The organism is Paenarthrobacter sp. TE3676, assembly GCF_056279165.1.
This window is the reverse complement of the sequence record NZ_JBWBQU010000010.1, coordinates 114,150-128,278: the sequence shown is the minus strand read 5'-3', so window position 1 is coordinate 128,278 and position 14,129 is coordinate 114,150. Positions and strand designations below refer to the sequence as shown.

The window sequence follows — 14,129 nt, the reverse complement described above, 5'->3', positions numbered from 1 at the left end:
AACCCTAGACGACAGTCAGGGTGACCACAGAGTCTTCCGGTATCTCGGCATTGACGGGGTTCTGGTCCCGGACGGTGCCGAAGAAGCCACCCAGGATCTTGTTGACCTCTACCTTGAAACCGAGCCTTTTCAGTTCCCTTTCGGCTTCATCGGCCTGCTTGCCGATGAAACTGGGCACCTTCACCAACTTTGGTCCCTTGGATACTGTGAGCGTCACCGCTTCGCCCCGGACAAGGGTTCCAGTCGCCGGTATCTGGGAAACAACGGCGCCCTTGGGGACCGCCTTGTCATTCACCATCTCCGGAGCGATAACTGCTTTGAGCCCGGCATCCTGCAGGGCTTTGACGGCTGCGTCCTGAGTCAGTCCGCGCACATCGGGAACGGGGATGGGTTGGGGCCCCTTGGAGACCACCAGCGACACGGGGGTGCCATGCCTCACCTCGGTGCCTTCGGCCGGGTCCTGCGAAATCACGACGCCGGCGGGAATCTTCTCGTCAAAGGCCTGCGTGACGTTGCCAAGGGCCATTTCGGCGGAATTCAAGGAAACCTTGGCCTCGTCCAACGTGCCACCGGTCAGACCGGGCAGGGCGAACAGCTGGGCCCCCTTGGAGACGAAGAGCGTGATGGGTTGGAACTTCCGGACCTCGGTGCCGGACTTCGGTTCCGTCCCAACGGCCAGCCCTGCAAGGATGTCGTCGTCGAAAACATCCTTCGGTTCTGATTGAAAGCCGGCAGTTCGGAGGAGCTGCTGTGCCTCGGCCACGGTTTTATTCTTAACGTCCGGGACGGTTCCCGGGGATCCCGGTCCCATCCCGAAGAACCAACCGGCCGACGCGGCAAGCGTTGCAAGGATGACGATCACGATGGTCCAGATAACGCCGCGGCGGCGGGGGTTGCCCTCGCGTAGCGGGCGAACAGGAGTGGCAGCGGCTCGTGCGCGATCTTTGTTCTCTTGCCGTTCGAGTCTCTTCAGCTCCCGTTTGCCGGGCCGGCGCACGTCTGGATCGTTGCCCGGATCAACAGCTGAGGCCTGCGGCCTGCCTGAAACGCCCGCAGCCATGATGGTGGTGGGGTTGCTCTGGTGCGAGATCAACTCCGTGGGCGAGGCAGTGGAGGCAATGGCTTCTGTGGGGTTCCCATTGGTAACACCTGCTGCACCGGACCCGCCGAAGGCAGCGGCGGCCGCCGAGGGCGTGGGGGAGCCGGGCAATCGGGACGACGCTTGCCTGTGGTCCAGTTCTTCGTCTGTGAGCGTAGTGCGGATGTGGCGGAGCTCGGTCAGCAACGCAGCGGCGTCCACCGGCCTGTTCTCCGCATCTGCCGCCGTGCACCACTGCACCAGTTCATCGAGGTCCTCGGCGAGGCCGGGAGCGGACTCCGAAGGACGTCCCACCACAGCATTGACGTGCTGGTAGGCAACCTGGATAGGGGAGTCTCCCGAGTAAGGTTGATTGCCCGTCAACATCTCATAGAGCATGATGCCTGCCGAGTAGATGTCGCTGCGGGCATCGGCTGGCTGGCCGAGCACCAGCTCGGGAGCCAAGTAAGCCACAGTGCCTATCAGGGCACCGGTACTGGTGTTGGCCGAGATCGCCCTGGCCAGTCCAAAATCTCCAACCTTGATGCGTCCGTCGTCTGCAATGAGGACGTTTTCAGGCTTGACGTCCCGGTGGATCAGGCCTGAGCGGTGGGCGGCAGCCAGGCCCTCAATGACAGGATCGATCAGCGCCAGGGCAAGGCGCGGCGGCAAGGCACCCTGTTCGTTAAGGGTGTCACGAAGGGTGTGCCCCTTGACGTACTCCATGACCAGGTAGGCGATATGGCCGTCCTCACCTTGGTCGAGCACCCCTACGATGTGCGGGTGCGAGAGGCTGGCGGCCGCCTTTGCTTCGCGGCTTAGCCGCTCAAGGAATGTGGGATCGTTGGCCAGATGCGGGTGCAGGACTTTGAGGGCCACGTCCCGCTCCAAGCGCTGGTCCGTGGCCAGGTAAACAGTGGACATACCGCCCCTCGCCAGGCGGGAACGGACCGTGTATCGGCCGTCTACGGTTGTCCCGATGAGGTGGTCCTGCGTTGGTTCTTGCACCATATGATCCTAAACGAGGCAGGGAAGGGGCCCGAATCCACGTGGGTTTCGGGCCCCTTCAAAGGTGCAGTTGATGGCCTAGCCAAAAGTGCGCTGTCGGGCCTTGATCGATTCGACGTAACGCTTGGTGTCGTCATACATGCCGTACTTACTGACCGAGTACTGACCTTGGTAGTAGCCGGCAATCGCCGTGTCCAAGTCCTTGCTGGTAGCAATAAGGGTCCGGATGATAGCGACACCTGCCGTGGCATTATCGTACGGGTCCAGGAGATTGAGCTTGCGGCCCACGAGGTCGGACGCCCATTGGCCGGAAGAAGGAATAACCTGCATCGTGCCGATCGCATTGGCGGGCGAGACAGCCCGCTGGTCAAAGCCTGATTCCTGTTCGGCGAAGGCCAAAGCCAGTGAGGGGCTGACGCCCATGCGCCGGGCCGTGTCAGCTACGATGCTCTTCATTTCAGCCCGGCTGGGCACAGGTGAGGCGTTGAGCAAGGCCTTGTTCTCGTTAGCCGAGCTGACAACTGCCGGCGGGTAGGTGAAGCCCAGGAACGTGCTGGGGACCAAGGGCTTGGTGTCACCGGCAGGCTGCAAGCCCGCGCCGGGGATGGTGAGCTTCTGGCCCGGATAGATGACGGTGGTGGCTGTCACGTTGTTGTTGGCAGCCATCAAAGCGGCCAGGGAAACCCCGTGGCGGGAAGCGATGGAACTGAGGGTGTCGCCCGCCTTGATGGTGTAGGAACCTGTGCCGGCCAGAGGGGCGGGCGCAGGTGCCGGTGCCGGGGCTGCGGGCGCTGATGGGGCGGATCCGCCACTGACCTTGATTTTCTGACCGGGATAAATGATGGAGCTTCCGTTGAGCCCGTTCCAGCTGAAGATGCTGGAGAGCGGAACGCCATGTTTGGCTGCGATGGCGCCCAAGGTGTCTCCGGCGACCACGGTATAGACGGTTGCGCTGCCCTGGGTGCTGGGCGCACTGGGGGCGGTCGGGGCAGGCTGCGCGGGCGCTGCTGTGGCTGTGCCCTTGAGCTTAATGGTCTGTCCCGGGTAGATCAGCGTGGTTGCAGAGAGCTTGTTCAGCTGAAGAACGGCCGTCGTGTCCACATTGAAGCGGCGTGCGATGGCGCTAATCGTATCGCCGCGCACGATCGTGTAAGAGTCCGGTACTGACGGAGCCATCGGGCGCAGGGCTGTAGGGATGGTGCTGGCAACGGCCTGCGCGGGAATAACAGAGCCCACGTTGACTGCTTGCGCTTTCATGGCCGCAGCGAGCGTAGCCGGAATCTTTCGAGGCTGAGGCGCCGGTGTTGCCATGGACGGTTGTGCCAGGGCCAGCGAGGACAAAACCACGGCGGGAAGCGCAGCCGTGGTTGCCGCGATGACCGGCATGCTCATGGTTCGTTTCGGCGAGCGGGGCGTCGTCATGAAATGTGTCCTCATCTCAAACAGCGGTGGGGGGATTGTTTGGCGCTGTTGTCAGTGTTACCAATGTTGCTGATGTTATCAATGATGCAAATGTGATCAGTGTGAATCTCTCACACTTAGTCGATGAGCACAACAATTCCTGTCAAACCGGACAAATAGCCACAATTCCGACGGACGAAATTGCGACTGCAAAGCGGTCCGGAGGTATCGGCGTCGGACTCCGGCTATGCGCCGGGAGGGGCGGCGTGGCAACCTTGATCCGTGAGTAATGTAGAAAGCCTTGTTTCCGACTGGCTGCCGCTGCCGGATGTTGCCGAACTGTTGGAAGTTTCCATCACCAAAGTCCACGGACTTCTGGATGAGCGTGCGCTTGTCGCCATCCGGCGGGGAGAACGGAATATCCGCTCAATCCCTGCCCTCTTTATCCAGGACGGGCATGTTGTAGACAGCCTTAAGGGAACCATTGCGGTTCTCAGCGACGCTGGGTACAACGACGAAGAACTGATCATCTGGCTGTTCACTCCGGACGAATCTTTGCGGGGGCGCCCCATTGACGCCCTGCGCGAGGGGCGTAAGACAGAGATCAGGCGCCGCGCCCAGTCACTGGCCTGGTAACAGCGCCTCCTGAGCGGGCCGGACATAACGCGGACGACGGCGGTGATTCACCGCCGTCGTCGCTGCATGTCGTGTTTGTGCTGGCGCTGCCTGCGGGTCAGGCTGCCCGACTGACAGCGGCTTCGGCCAGTTGGCGTAACGCCACCAGTGGCACGTCCTCGAGGGGCAGGCGTTCCAGGGCTTCGAAGGCCCTATCGCTTAGCTCTGCGATCAGCGACTCCGTGGCCTCCAAGGCGCCGCACTCAATCATGACGCGCCGTATTTCAGCTACCTCGTCCTCGCCAAGGTCAGGCTTGCCGAGCATGCGGTCAAGGAGGTCTGCTTCGCTCGGCGGTGCCTGGTTGATGGCAAAACCAACCAGCACGGTGCGTTTGCCTTCCCGGAGGTCATCCCCGGCGGGCTTGCCGGTCGTTTCGGGATCGCCAAAGACGCCCAGGACGTCGTCCCGCATTTGGAAAGCCTCACCCAGTGGTAGGGAAAACTCCGAGTAGCCGTTGAGCAAGCCGGACGGAGCACCGGCCAGCGCGCCGCCCAACGCCAGCGGATGTTCGGTGGAGTATTTGGCGGACTTATACCGAATGATGGATTTTGCCCGCTCTACGGAACCGGCTCTGTCGCGGACGGGGCCGGCCACTTCTTCCAGGATGTCGAGGTACTGACCTGCCATCACTTCTGCCCGCATCATGTTGAAGATTCGGCGTGCAGGAGTTCCCGCTGCTGCCCGGGGGCCGATCTCCGTAAAGGACTCCTCGCTGAAGGAAAGGCAAAGGTCGCCGGTCAGGATCGCCGCCGCGTCGCCGAAACGCCCGCTGTCCAGCGCCCAGCCATTCATTTCATGGAGCTGGCTGAACCGCTTGTGCACGCTTGGTCCGCCGCGGCGGGTGTCGGATCGATCAATGATGTCGTCGTGGATCAGGGCTGCCGCTTGGAAAAGCTCCAGGGCGCACCCGGCCGTGACGATGCCCGGATCGTCGGCGGCGCCGCCTGCGCCCCTCCAGCCCCAGTAACACATCAGGGCACGGAGACGTTTTCCACCGGTGACCAGATTCGAAATCGATCCAATAAGCGGTTCCACATCGGGAGAAACCGAGGCCATAAGGTCCCGCTGCTCAGACATGAACCCGCTCAGTTTGCCGGCAACACCGCTAATGAACTTTGCCTGCTCCGAGGTGACGTGGGAAGTTACCGTCACTTGACGGACCCGGCCGCCACGTTGGCACCGATAGTGAACGTTGAGACGCCTTCTTTTTGCCTGACCGAAACGTTCACCGTCTCGCCGTCACCACGGATGAAGTCCAGGGAGGTGACATTGCCGACAGCGGACGGGCCGGGGACAAGTTTAAAGCCCTGTGCCTCCATGGAGGTCTTGTAGTAGTCCACAACGCCCTCCGGCGGAGCCTTGATTGTTCCAACGAGGGCCACTGTGGCTACTGCAGCGCTCTTGTCCACGCTGCTTGAACGAACAGAAGTCTTGGGCATGACCGGGATGAGTTGCTCAGGGAAACCAGGAACAAGCGCGTTCACCGTTGCCGTGGTGTCGGGAGCAGCTGCGGGGGTTTCCGTAAAGGAGGTGGTTTCAGGCGACGCCGTTGATCCGGAAGCAGATGATGACGGAGTCGGCGTCGCCGACGATGGCGAGGAAGCGCTTGTCGTGGACGGCGCTGCCGAACCGCCGGGTGATGGGGTGCATGCTGAGGCCGCCAAAGCGACACTGACTGCGAGCAGGGCAAACCCTCGCGATTGAGGAGTTCCAAAGAGCTTCACAGGGTATCCTTCCTGGGGCTGAGCCGGACTGTGCCTCCAGTTTAGTCAGTGGCCGGGCATAGTATTGCCGTTGTGAGGCAGGAAGCATTCGGTGGCGCTCAAAGTGCCGGCAGCAAGCCCGCCCGCAGCGCCGGAGATGCACTGCGGGAAATGCGGCGAACCAGCATACTTCACGTGGATATGGACGCTTTCTTCGTCTCCGTGGAATTGCGCAGCCGCCCCGATCTTCGGGGAAAGCCGGTCATTGTTGGATTTCCTGCAGAACGGTCCGTGGTGCTTTCTGCTTCTTACGAGGCCCGGGCCACAGGTGTGAAGTCTGCCATGCCAATGTCCATTGCCATGAGGCGGTGTCCATCCGCGGTGATCATCAACCCCCGGCACACGGAGTACTACGAGGTTTCCGCCCAACTCATGGAGATTTTCGCCTCCATTACCGACCTGGTGGAGCCGCTTAGCGTAGACGAAGCCTTCCTGGACGTGGGAGGCGCGATTCGTCGTCTTGGGTCCCCGATGGACATCGGCCATCTCATCCGCCGCAAGGTTCATGCAGAACTTGGCATCACGGCATCCGTAGGGATTGCCAGCACCAAGTTTGTGGCCAAGATCGCCTCCACGCGGTGCAAGCCCGACGGTATCCTCCAGATTGACGCGGAGGACTCCATCCCTTATCTCCATAGTCTTCCTGTCGGCGCCTTGTGGGGTGTAGGTGGGAAGACTGCCGAAGTGCTCTCGCGTATGGGCATTCGCACGGTAGCGGATGTCGCGGCAACGCCCTTGCCATCGCTCAAAAAGGTGTTGGGAGCCAGCGGCGAACATGTTCATCGCCTGTCCATGGGTATCGACCCGCGACCCGTAACTCCGGCCAGGCTTGAAAAAAGCATCGGCGCGGAGGAGACGTTCTCCGTGGACACGGCCGACGATGCTCTACTGCACAGGGAATTGCTGCGTCTTTCGCACCGCACCGCCATCCGGCTCAGGAGCTCAGGCATGCTGGCAAGGACTGTGGCATTGAAGCTGCGGTACTCGGACTTCTCCACGGTCACACGCAGCCGCACCGTGCACACCCCCGTGGACAGCGCGCAACTGATCTATCAAGTGGCCGTGCAGCTCCTTGAATCTCTGGGGACGCGATCCATGAGCGTTCGACTCGTTGGAGTGCGGGCTGAGCAATTGGAACCGGCAGGCCAAACATCCCTGCAGTTGAGCCTTGATCGGCGGGACGATAACTGGCGGGCGGCCGAACAGGCGCTTGACCGCGTCTCCGAGCGCTTTGGGTCCAAAACGCTTCTTCCGGCACGGCTCCTGGAACCTGGAAAGCCGCCTGCGGACTCCTGAGGCCAGCACGGGTACCCGGCAGGACTCCTCGCGTCTTTCAGAACGGCGTCGGACAAACTATCCTATTTATTACAGAGATTTAGATCGTCTGGACAAACTGTTTCCTGAACAGTCGGCCCCGGGATGCCCGCTGAACCAAGAGGGAATTTTGGGAACGATTTTCTTGGTCCGATCGTTATGGAAACAGACGCACAGGACGCGTTATGTCCAGACGCTGGCTGACTAAAGGAGGTCGCGATGCCCCTCTCGGAGCATGAACAGAAGCTGCTTGAGCAACTTGAGAAGCAACTTCATGAGGACGATCCGAAGTTCGCCAACACCATGGGTTCGGATCCCATCCGCAGCTGGTCTACCCGGCATGTCATCATCGGTGTGCTTGGTGCCATTGCCGGTATCCTTCTCCTGCTGGTTGGCGTATCAATGCAGGCGATACCTGTGGGTGTCCTTGGTTTCATCGTCATGGGTGCTGGCGTCTACTTTGCCACGTTACGTGGCGCGGCCTTCGGCAAAGCCAACAAAGGAAAACCCGGCAAGACCAAGCCCAAGAGTTCGTTCATGAGCAGCTTGGAAGAACGTTGGGACGAACGGCGTCGCGACGACAACTGACTGACCCTTCCGGGCTCTCAGCCGTCACCCGCGGCCACTCCTGAATCAAACACGCCCCTAATTTTCCACAGGGGATAACGAAAGACCCGCACTGCGGGTCTTTTCGCGTTTAAGGGCTCGTCCTCTGGTGGAGGAGCGGCGCTCCACTTCCCACCCTTTTCTCCACTTTTCACCCCTCTGCCCTGAACATGGCCTGGCATCGCCCGATCCTGGGCACGAAATCCGGGATCTTAAAGCGGCCGGCCCTGCCCTCTGCATTGGGCCCTCCACTTTCTTCCACTGCCTTAAAATCCGCGTGACTTCGGGCCCGACGATTCTCAAAGTGGTGGAGAAACGCCATGGATTGCGTTGACTGTGGTGCGTTGTGGAGTAAAGTGGAGTGCATAAGAGGGTAGTGGCAGTGTTGGGTATGTGCGGGCACCTTGATTGAGGGGCGGTGGGCCAGTGTTTCTGGGCACTCACTCGCCGCGTCTTGATGAAAAGGGCCGGATCATCCTCCCCGCTAAGTTTCGTGAGGAACTTGCCGACGGATTGGTTCTCACCAGGGGCCAGGAACGCTGCATCTACGTCTTCAGCCAGAAAGAATTCGAGCGCATTCACGAGTCAATGCGGGAGGCGCCACTGTCTTCCAAACAGGCGCGTGACTACATTCGGGTTTTCCTGTCTGGAGCCTCTGATGAGGTACCTGACAAGCAGGGGCGCGTGACGATTCCGCCGGCGCTCCGGACATACGCAGGGCTTGGTCGGGAACTGGCCGTCATCGGCGCCGGTACCCGGGCGGAGATCTGGGATGCCGACGCTTGGAACGAGTACCTCAACGAGAAGGAAGCAGCCTTCTCGGAAACGGATGACGACAATCTGCCCGGGTTCATCTGACCCGGTTGGAGGAAGCCGCAGTCCAGCTTCTTGAATGGGATCTCCAGCCGCCCATCGAACTGTCTTCCTGGCTCACCTTCCCCTGAGCCAGGCCGGCCGAGCGATAGGCGCGGATGGGGATCCGATTCAAGAATCAGCATGCAAGCGATTGAGGAAAGAGGAGGCAGCGTGGAAGAGCAGGACGCGGCAAAGCCCACATCGGAGCGCCACGTGCCCGTCCTGAAAGACCGCTGCATCAACTTGCTTGCTCCGGGGTTTGAGGCCGCCAGGAAACGCGGGGAACGACCTGTCGCCATCGATGCAACCCTTGGCATGGGGGGCCACTCAGAGGCCATGCTGCAGCGCTTCCCTGACCTCCACTTGGTTGGCATCGACCGCGACGAGGAAGCCCTGGCCTTGGCCGGAGCCCGCTTGGAGCCCTTTTCTGACCGTACCGATCTTGTTCACGCGGTGTACGACGAGATTGAGGACGTCCTGCTGGACCTGGGCATACCGGAAGTTCATGGCATCCTCATGGACCTTGGGGTCTCGTCCCTGCAGTTGGATGAGCGTGAGCGTGGATTCGCGTACTCCTACGACGCTCCCTTGGACATGCGGATGGATACCAGCCGCGGCCAAACGGCCGCTGATGTGGTCAACAACTACAGCGAAGACGAACTGGTGCGCATCATCAGGAAATGGGGCGAGGAGAAGTTCGCCGGGCGGATAGCCAACCGGATCGTCAACGCTCGCGCGGAGAAGCCTTTTGCCACCACAGGGGAACTTGTGGAGCAGATCCGCAGCGTTGTCCCCGCTGCTGCAGCGAAGAGCGGCGGTCATCCGGCCAAGCGCACGTTCCAGGCCCTAAGGATTGAGGTCAACGAGGAACTCGATGTCTTGGAACGTGCAGTTCCGGCAGCGGTTGCCGCGACGTCCATGGGTGGTCGGATTGTGGTCATGTCCTATCACTCCCTTGAGGACAAGATCGTGAAATCCGTTTTCCAGTCAGGTTCCAAGTCGTCGGCACCACTCGGCTTCCCGGTTGAGCTAGAAGAACACAAACCCGAATTGAAGACCATTACCAAGGGCACGGAAGTGCCTACAGCAGCAGAAATTGCTGAAAACCCCCGCGCGGCGTCTGCCCGGTTGAGGGCAGTGGAGCGTATCAAACAGAGGAGAGACGCATGAGCAACGCCGCAGCGAAGACCTTGCCCTCCACGGTGGGCAGCACTGCACGTGCGCTTCCGGTCCCGGCGGGGAAGCCCGACACTGCCCGCAAGGCACGCACTCCTCTATCAGTGGTACGCAGTGCACCGGGAAAGCGAAGGACGCCATTTGTGGTCCTGTGCTTCGTGGCGATGGCAGCCGCGCTCCTGACTGTCCTGGTGCTGAACATCTCCGTGTCCACAGCGCAGTACCAGTTGGTGCAGTTGAAAGCCGAAGCTGCCACGCTGAACAAAGAGAACCAGGACCTGACGCAGAAGAAGCAGAACTTCGAAGCTCCACAGAACCTCGCTGCCAAGGCTGCAGAATTGGGAATGGTTGCTTCCACAGTTAAAGGCCAAATCGATCTGAACACCATGTCTGTGACCGGTAAGGCATCACCGGCGGTTAAGGGAGATAATCCCGGAGCCCTGCTTGCTGCTCCGGCTGTTGAGGGTTTGATTGACGTGGTTCCATCGGTAACTACCAAGGACCCGCTGGAAAACCGCAAGCCGGATGCAACTCCGACGACCCCGGCTGCAACGCCCCCGACGCCGGCGGCTACCCCGGCGTCTCCGGCAGCGACACCGCCGGTAGAGCTCCACGGGGGATCGGTACCGGCCCCCCAGCAGAAGGCACCAGGGCAGTAGACCGTCAGTCCACCGAAGCAAGGCCAGCAGCAAGGAATCAACGTGGCGAAGAACCCCGGCACATCGAAAAAAACGAAGACGCCGGCGGCAAGAAAGCGGTTGCGCGTTGGCCTCGGCATCATGCTGACCTTGCTCCTGGTGGTGGGTGGCAAGCTGTTCATGGTTCAAGGCCTGGATATGGGCGGGATGGCTGAAGCTGCCTTGGCGAGCCGCCTCACTCCGCAAGTGCTCCCCGCCGAGCGGGGGCAGATTGTGGATGCAAACGGGACGGTGCTGGCCAGCAGCGTGATCCGGTACAACATCGTGGTGGACCAGACGGTGAATACGAGCACGGAAACTTTCCACCGCTTCAATGAGAAGACCGAGAAACTGGACGAGATCACCCGTGATCAGGGGATCTCTGACCTGGCCGGGCTTCTGGGAGCGGATGAAAGTACTATCCGTGAGTCTTTGACCGGGGATAAGCAGTACTTCATGGTGGCAAAGGACGTCAAGCCGGAACTGGAAGACCGGATTTCCAAGCTCTACATCCCGGGCCTTAGTGCGGAGGGTGTCAGCAAGCGCGTTTATCCGAACGGCAGCGTTGCCGGCGGCGTGGTTGGTTTCCTCAAGGATGGAACCAACGGGCAGGCGGGCATCGAACAAACCCAGGACGAGATTCTTCGTGGTGTTGAGGGTAAACGCGTCTTTGAGATCGGTGCTGATGGACTCAGGATTCCGGTGGCAACAGATGAACTCACCCCGGCTGTTGATGGTAGCGACGTCAAGCTGACCATCAACACGGACATCCAGTATTTTGCGCAGCAGGCAATCCAAAGCCAAGTCAACAAGATGAACGCCGAGTGGGGTTCCATCATTGTGATCGATACCAAGACGGGCAATCTCATTGCCTTGGCTGATACCAATTCGCCGGACCCCAATGACCCCGGGAAGGTTGATGCCAAGGATCGCGGCGTCAGGTCGGTGACGGCCGCCTACGAGCCCGGTTCCGTGCAGAAGATGATCACTGCCGCAGCCGTAATTGAGGAGGGGAAGTCATTTCCCCTGGACCACTTCACTACCCCCGCGGCCTACACCATCGATGGGCAGACGTTCACCGACGCCTTCGAGCACGGCACTGAAGAGCGCACCCTGGCCGGTATCCTCGGCTGGTCCATGAACACCGGAACGGTGATGGCGGGCAGCCGGCTCACCAAGGAGCAACGGTACGACTGGTTGAAGAAATTCGGCATCGGCGAACAGACGGACATCGGCCTTCCCGCGGAAGCAACAGGCATCCTGGCCAAGCCCGAGCAGTGGGACGACCGTCAGCAATACACCGTGCTGTTCGGGCAAGGCGTGTCCCAATCGACACTCCAGACCGTTCGCGCCTTCCAAAGCATTGCCAACGATGGCGTGATGCTGCAGCCCAGGCTCATTGACAGCTACATCACCCCGGAGGGCGAGGAGCAAAAGGTTCCTGCCAAGGACTCCCGCCAAGTGGTGTCCAAGGAAACAGCCCAGCAGGTACGGGACATCCTGGAAAGCGCCGTAACCGAGGGGCAGATCAAGGATGCAGCCATTGACGGCTACCGCGTCGGCGCCAAAACAGGAACGTCCCAAGCTCCCCGCGAGGACGGACTGCCGGGATTCGACGGCTTCACAGCCTCGATGGTGGGCATGGCACCCATGGATGACCCCAGGTTCATCGTTGAAGTAGTCCTTCAGCGCCCCAAGGGAAACATCTATGGAGTCACGAACGGACCCGTTTTCCGCTCCGTGATGGCGCAAGTCCTCCGGACCTACAACGTGGCCCCGTCCACCGGAACGCCCGCGCGGTTGCCCCAGTTCGTCAAGTAAGCTTTTTGGGCGTCTGTTTCGGCCAAAAATCGATCCACCACTAACGGCCCGGGCGCCGCTGGCCCCAAGCCGGTCGTTCCACGAGCACCAACGGAGAACCACGTGTCAGAGCACAATGAGGCAGCTATCAGCGCCACTACGCCGGATGCCGGCCAGACCGGCTTTCGTCCCGCATCCGTGGCGGCAGTGCCGTTGGCAGTCATCGCGGACGCATTGGGCGTCGCCGCTCCGGATGCCAGCCGGGACAGGGGAGTGACAGGCATAACCCTCAACTCCAGGGCCGTCGAAGCAGGCGACCTCTACATGGCCCTGCCCGGAGCTTCCCGCCACGGTGCCGACTTCGTACCGCAGGCAGTCGAGGCCGGGGCGGTTGCGGTGGTCACGGACGACGCCGGAGCGCGCCAGCTTGCGCTTGCGGGCGAGCAGCCCGTGCCGGTACTTATCGTCCAGGAGCCGCGGACCGCCGTCGGGCGCTTGGCAGCACTGATCTACCGCAGCCAGCCTGCGGATAGCGGCTTCCCGACGCTGTTCGGTGTCACAGGCACCAATGGGAAGACCACCACCACCTACTTCATCAACTCTTTGTTGCGCGCCTTGGGTAAGAAGCCCGGCCTCATTGGAACCATTGAAATCGTTGCAGGCGGGGAGCCGATCCCCAGCCTCCTGACGACGCCCGAATCCACCGATGTCCACGCACTGCTGGCCCTGATGCGGGAACGGGGCCTGGACGCGGCATCCATGGAGGTTTCGTCCCACGCAATCTCCTACCACCGCGTGGACGGGGTGATGTTCGACGTCGCAGGTTTTACCAATCTCACCCAGGACCACCTGGACCTGCACGGCAGCATGGACGAGTACTTCCGTACCAAGGCTGAACTTTTCACTGCAGGCAGGGCCAGGCACGCTGTGGTCACGGTGGACGACGACTGGGGGCGCAAGCTGGCGGATATGGCCGACATTCCGGTCACCACCCTCGCGACCAAGCCCCTGGACGGCGGCAGCGGCAACGCCGACTGGAACGTTGCGTCCATCACGGCGCGCGGCCTGGGCTCGGAATTCGAACTCAGGCACGTCGACGGACGAACCCTGCGCGTCCACACCGGCCTGCCGGGAGGTTTCAACGTGGCAAATGCAGCCCTGGCCACGATCATGGTCCTGACATCCGGTGTGGATGAAAACGCCCTCCAGGCTGCCTTGGATTCGCACGATCCGTTCACTGTGGCAGTGCCCGGACGCATGCAGCTGGTCTCTGCAGAGCCGGCCTCCGTTGTTGATTTTGCCCACAATCCGGACGCTTTGTCCCGTGCCCTGGAAGCCGTCCGTTCACCCCTCGAGGGATCCCGTGTGATCGTGGTCTTCGGGGCAACGGGTCAGCGCGACCAGGGTAAGCGGCCCACAATGGGGGCCATCGCTGCCCGCCTTGCCGACATCGTGATCATCAGCGATGACGATCCCCACGACGAGGACGCAGCAGCGATCCGGGCCGAGGTCCTGCAGGGTGCCCACGCCGCCCGGGACTCGGAAAACCTGAACAGCGAAATCATCGAGTCCTACCCGAGGGATGCAGCCATCAAACTGGCCGTGGACATGGCAACCAGCAAGGACACTATTCTCATCGCCGGGCGCGGCCACGAGGTGTGGCAAGAGGTCAAGGGAGTGAATCTTGCCCTGGACGACAGGGTGGAGTTGCGGGCCGCCTTGACATCCAAGGGATTCAGCGTTTCAGCGGACCAGCGGATAGAGTCCTAAACCGA

Annotated in this window: 12 protein-coding genes; 8 read left to right on the top strand and 4 right to left on the bottom strand. The window is 61.2% G+C overall.

All coding sequences use genetic code 11. From position 1 onward, the window contains the following. Positions 1–4: 4 nt before the first annotated feature. Positions 5–2,089, bottom strand: coding sequence for a Stk1 family PASTA domain-containing Ser/Thr kinase (pknB, locus tag ACZ881_RS20915; RefSeq protein ID WP_476117834.1), 2,085 nt, complete (start codon positions 2,087–2,089; stop codon positions 5–7). A gap of 75 nt (positions 2,090–2,164) precedes the next feature. Continuing rightward, a complete protein-coding gene (locus ACZ881_RS20910) occupies positions 2,165–3,508 on the bottom strand; it encodes a lytic transglycosylase (RefSeq protein ID WP_476117833.1) in 1,344 nt (447 codons plus the stop codon). Positions 3,509–3,769: 261 nt separating this feature from the next. Here ACZ881_RS20910 and ACZ881_RS20905 point away from each other — a divergent pair, with 261 nt between their 5' ends. Then, positions 3,770–4,123 carry an Rv2175c family DNA-binding protein gene (locus ACZ881_RS20905; protein ID WP_017200830.1) on the top strand — a complete coding sequence of 118 codons (354 nt, stop codon included), beginning with the start codon at positions 3,770–3,772 and terminating at the stop codon, positions 4,121–4,123. Positions 4,124–4,220: 97 nt separating this feature from the next. Here ACZ881_RS20905 and ACZ881_RS20900 read toward each other — a convergent pair whose 3' ends face one another. Both ACZ881_RS20900 and ACZ881_RS20895 read right to left on the bottom strand, forming a co-directional pair. Next, the gene (locus tag ACZ881_RS20900; protein ID WP_364309376.1) at positions 4,221–5,315 is read right to left on the bottom strand and encodes a polyprenyl synthetase family protein; all 1,095 of its coding nucleotides are present in this window, start codon (positions 5,313–5,315) and stop codon (positions 4,221–4,223) included. Next, entirely contained in the window at positions 5,312–5,887 is a 576-nt protein-coding gene (locus ACZ881_RS20895; RefSeq protein WP_476117832.1) for a hypothetical protein, read from the bottom strand. Before ACZ881_RS20895 ends, ACZ881_RS20900 begins: the two co-directional genes overlap by 4 nt. A gap of 72 nt (positions 5,888–5,959) precedes the next feature. Between ACZ881_RS20895 and dinB the strand changes: the two genes are divergently transcribed. The 7 genes from dinB to ACZ881_RS20860 all read left to right on the top strand — a co-directional run bounded on the left by dinB (position 5,960) and on the right by ACZ881_RS20860 (position 14,124). Continuing rightward, complete coding sequence (dinB, locus tag ACZ881_RS20890; protein ID WP_091467638.1) at positions 5,960–7,222, top strand: DNA polymerase IV; 1,263 nt, start codon at positions 5,960–5,962, stop codon at positions 7,220–7,222. Between the two features lie 237 nt (positions 7,223–7,459). Further along, the gene (locus ACZ881_RS20885; protein ID WP_017200835.1) at positions 7,460–7,828 is read left to right on the top strand and encodes a DUF3040 domain-containing protein; all 369 of its coding nucleotides are present in this window, start codon (positions 7,460–7,462) and stop codon (positions 7,826–7,828) included. Positions 7,829–8,272: 444 nt separating this feature from the next. After that, positions 8,273–8,704 carry a division/cell wall cluster transcriptional repressor MraZ gene (gene mraZ / locus ACZ881_RS20880; protein WP_091466623.1) on the top strand — a complete coding sequence of 144 codons (432 nt, stop codon included), beginning with the start codon at positions 8,273–8,275 and terminating at the stop codon, positions 8,702–8,704. Between the two features lie 138 nt (positions 8,705–8,842). After that, entirely contained in the window at positions 8,843–9,871 is a 1,029-nt protein-coding gene (gene rsmH / locus ACZ881_RS20875; RefSeq protein WP_208295758.1) for a 16S rRNA (cytosine(1402)-N(4))-methyltransferase RsmH, read from the top strand. Continuing rightward, a complete protein-coding gene (gene ftsL, locus ACZ881_RS20870) occupies positions 9,868–10,536 on the top strand; it encodes a cell division protein FtsL (RefSeq protein WP_476117831.1) in 669 nt (222 codons plus the stop codon). The genes rsmH and ftsL overlap by 4 nt, the downstream gene beginning before the upstream one ends. 42 nt (positions 10,537–10,578) lie before the next feature. Continuing rightward, positions 10,579–12,375, top strand: coding sequence for a peptidoglycan D,D-transpeptidase FtsI family protein (locus tag ACZ881_RS20865; protein ID WP_179017394.1), 1,797 nt, complete (start codon positions 10,579–10,581; stop codon positions 12,373–12,375). 102 nt (positions 12,376–12,477) lie between these two features. Next, a complete protein-coding gene (locus tag ACZ881_RS20860) occupies positions 12,478–14,124 on the top strand; it encodes a UDP-N-acetylmuramoyl-L-alanyl-D-glutamate--2,6-diaminopimelate ligase (protein ID WP_476117830.1) in 1,647 nt (548 codons plus the stop codon). Positions 14,125–14,129: the final 5 nt, after the last annotated feature.

Coding starts and splice junctions, on each gene's coding strand:
- ACZ881_RS20885 (WP_017200835.1), top strand. CDS start 7,460: ATGCCCCTCTCGGAGCATGAACAGAAGCTGCTTGAGCAACTTGAGAAG.
- pknB (WP_476117834.1), bottom strand. CDS start 2,089: ATGGTGCAAGAACCAACGCAGGACCACCTCATCGGGACAACCGTAGAC.
- ftsL (WP_476117831.1), top strand. CDS start 9,868: ATGAGCAACGCCGCAGCGAAGACCTTGCCCTCCACGGTGGGCAGCACT.
- ACZ881_RS20910 (WP_476117833.1), bottom strand. CDS start 3,508: ATGACGACGCCCCGCTCGCCGAAACGAACCATGAGCATGCCGGTCATC.
- rsmH (WP_208295758.1), top strand. CDS start 8,843: ATGCAAGCGATTGAGGAAAGAGGAGGCAGCGTGGAAGAGCAGGACGCG.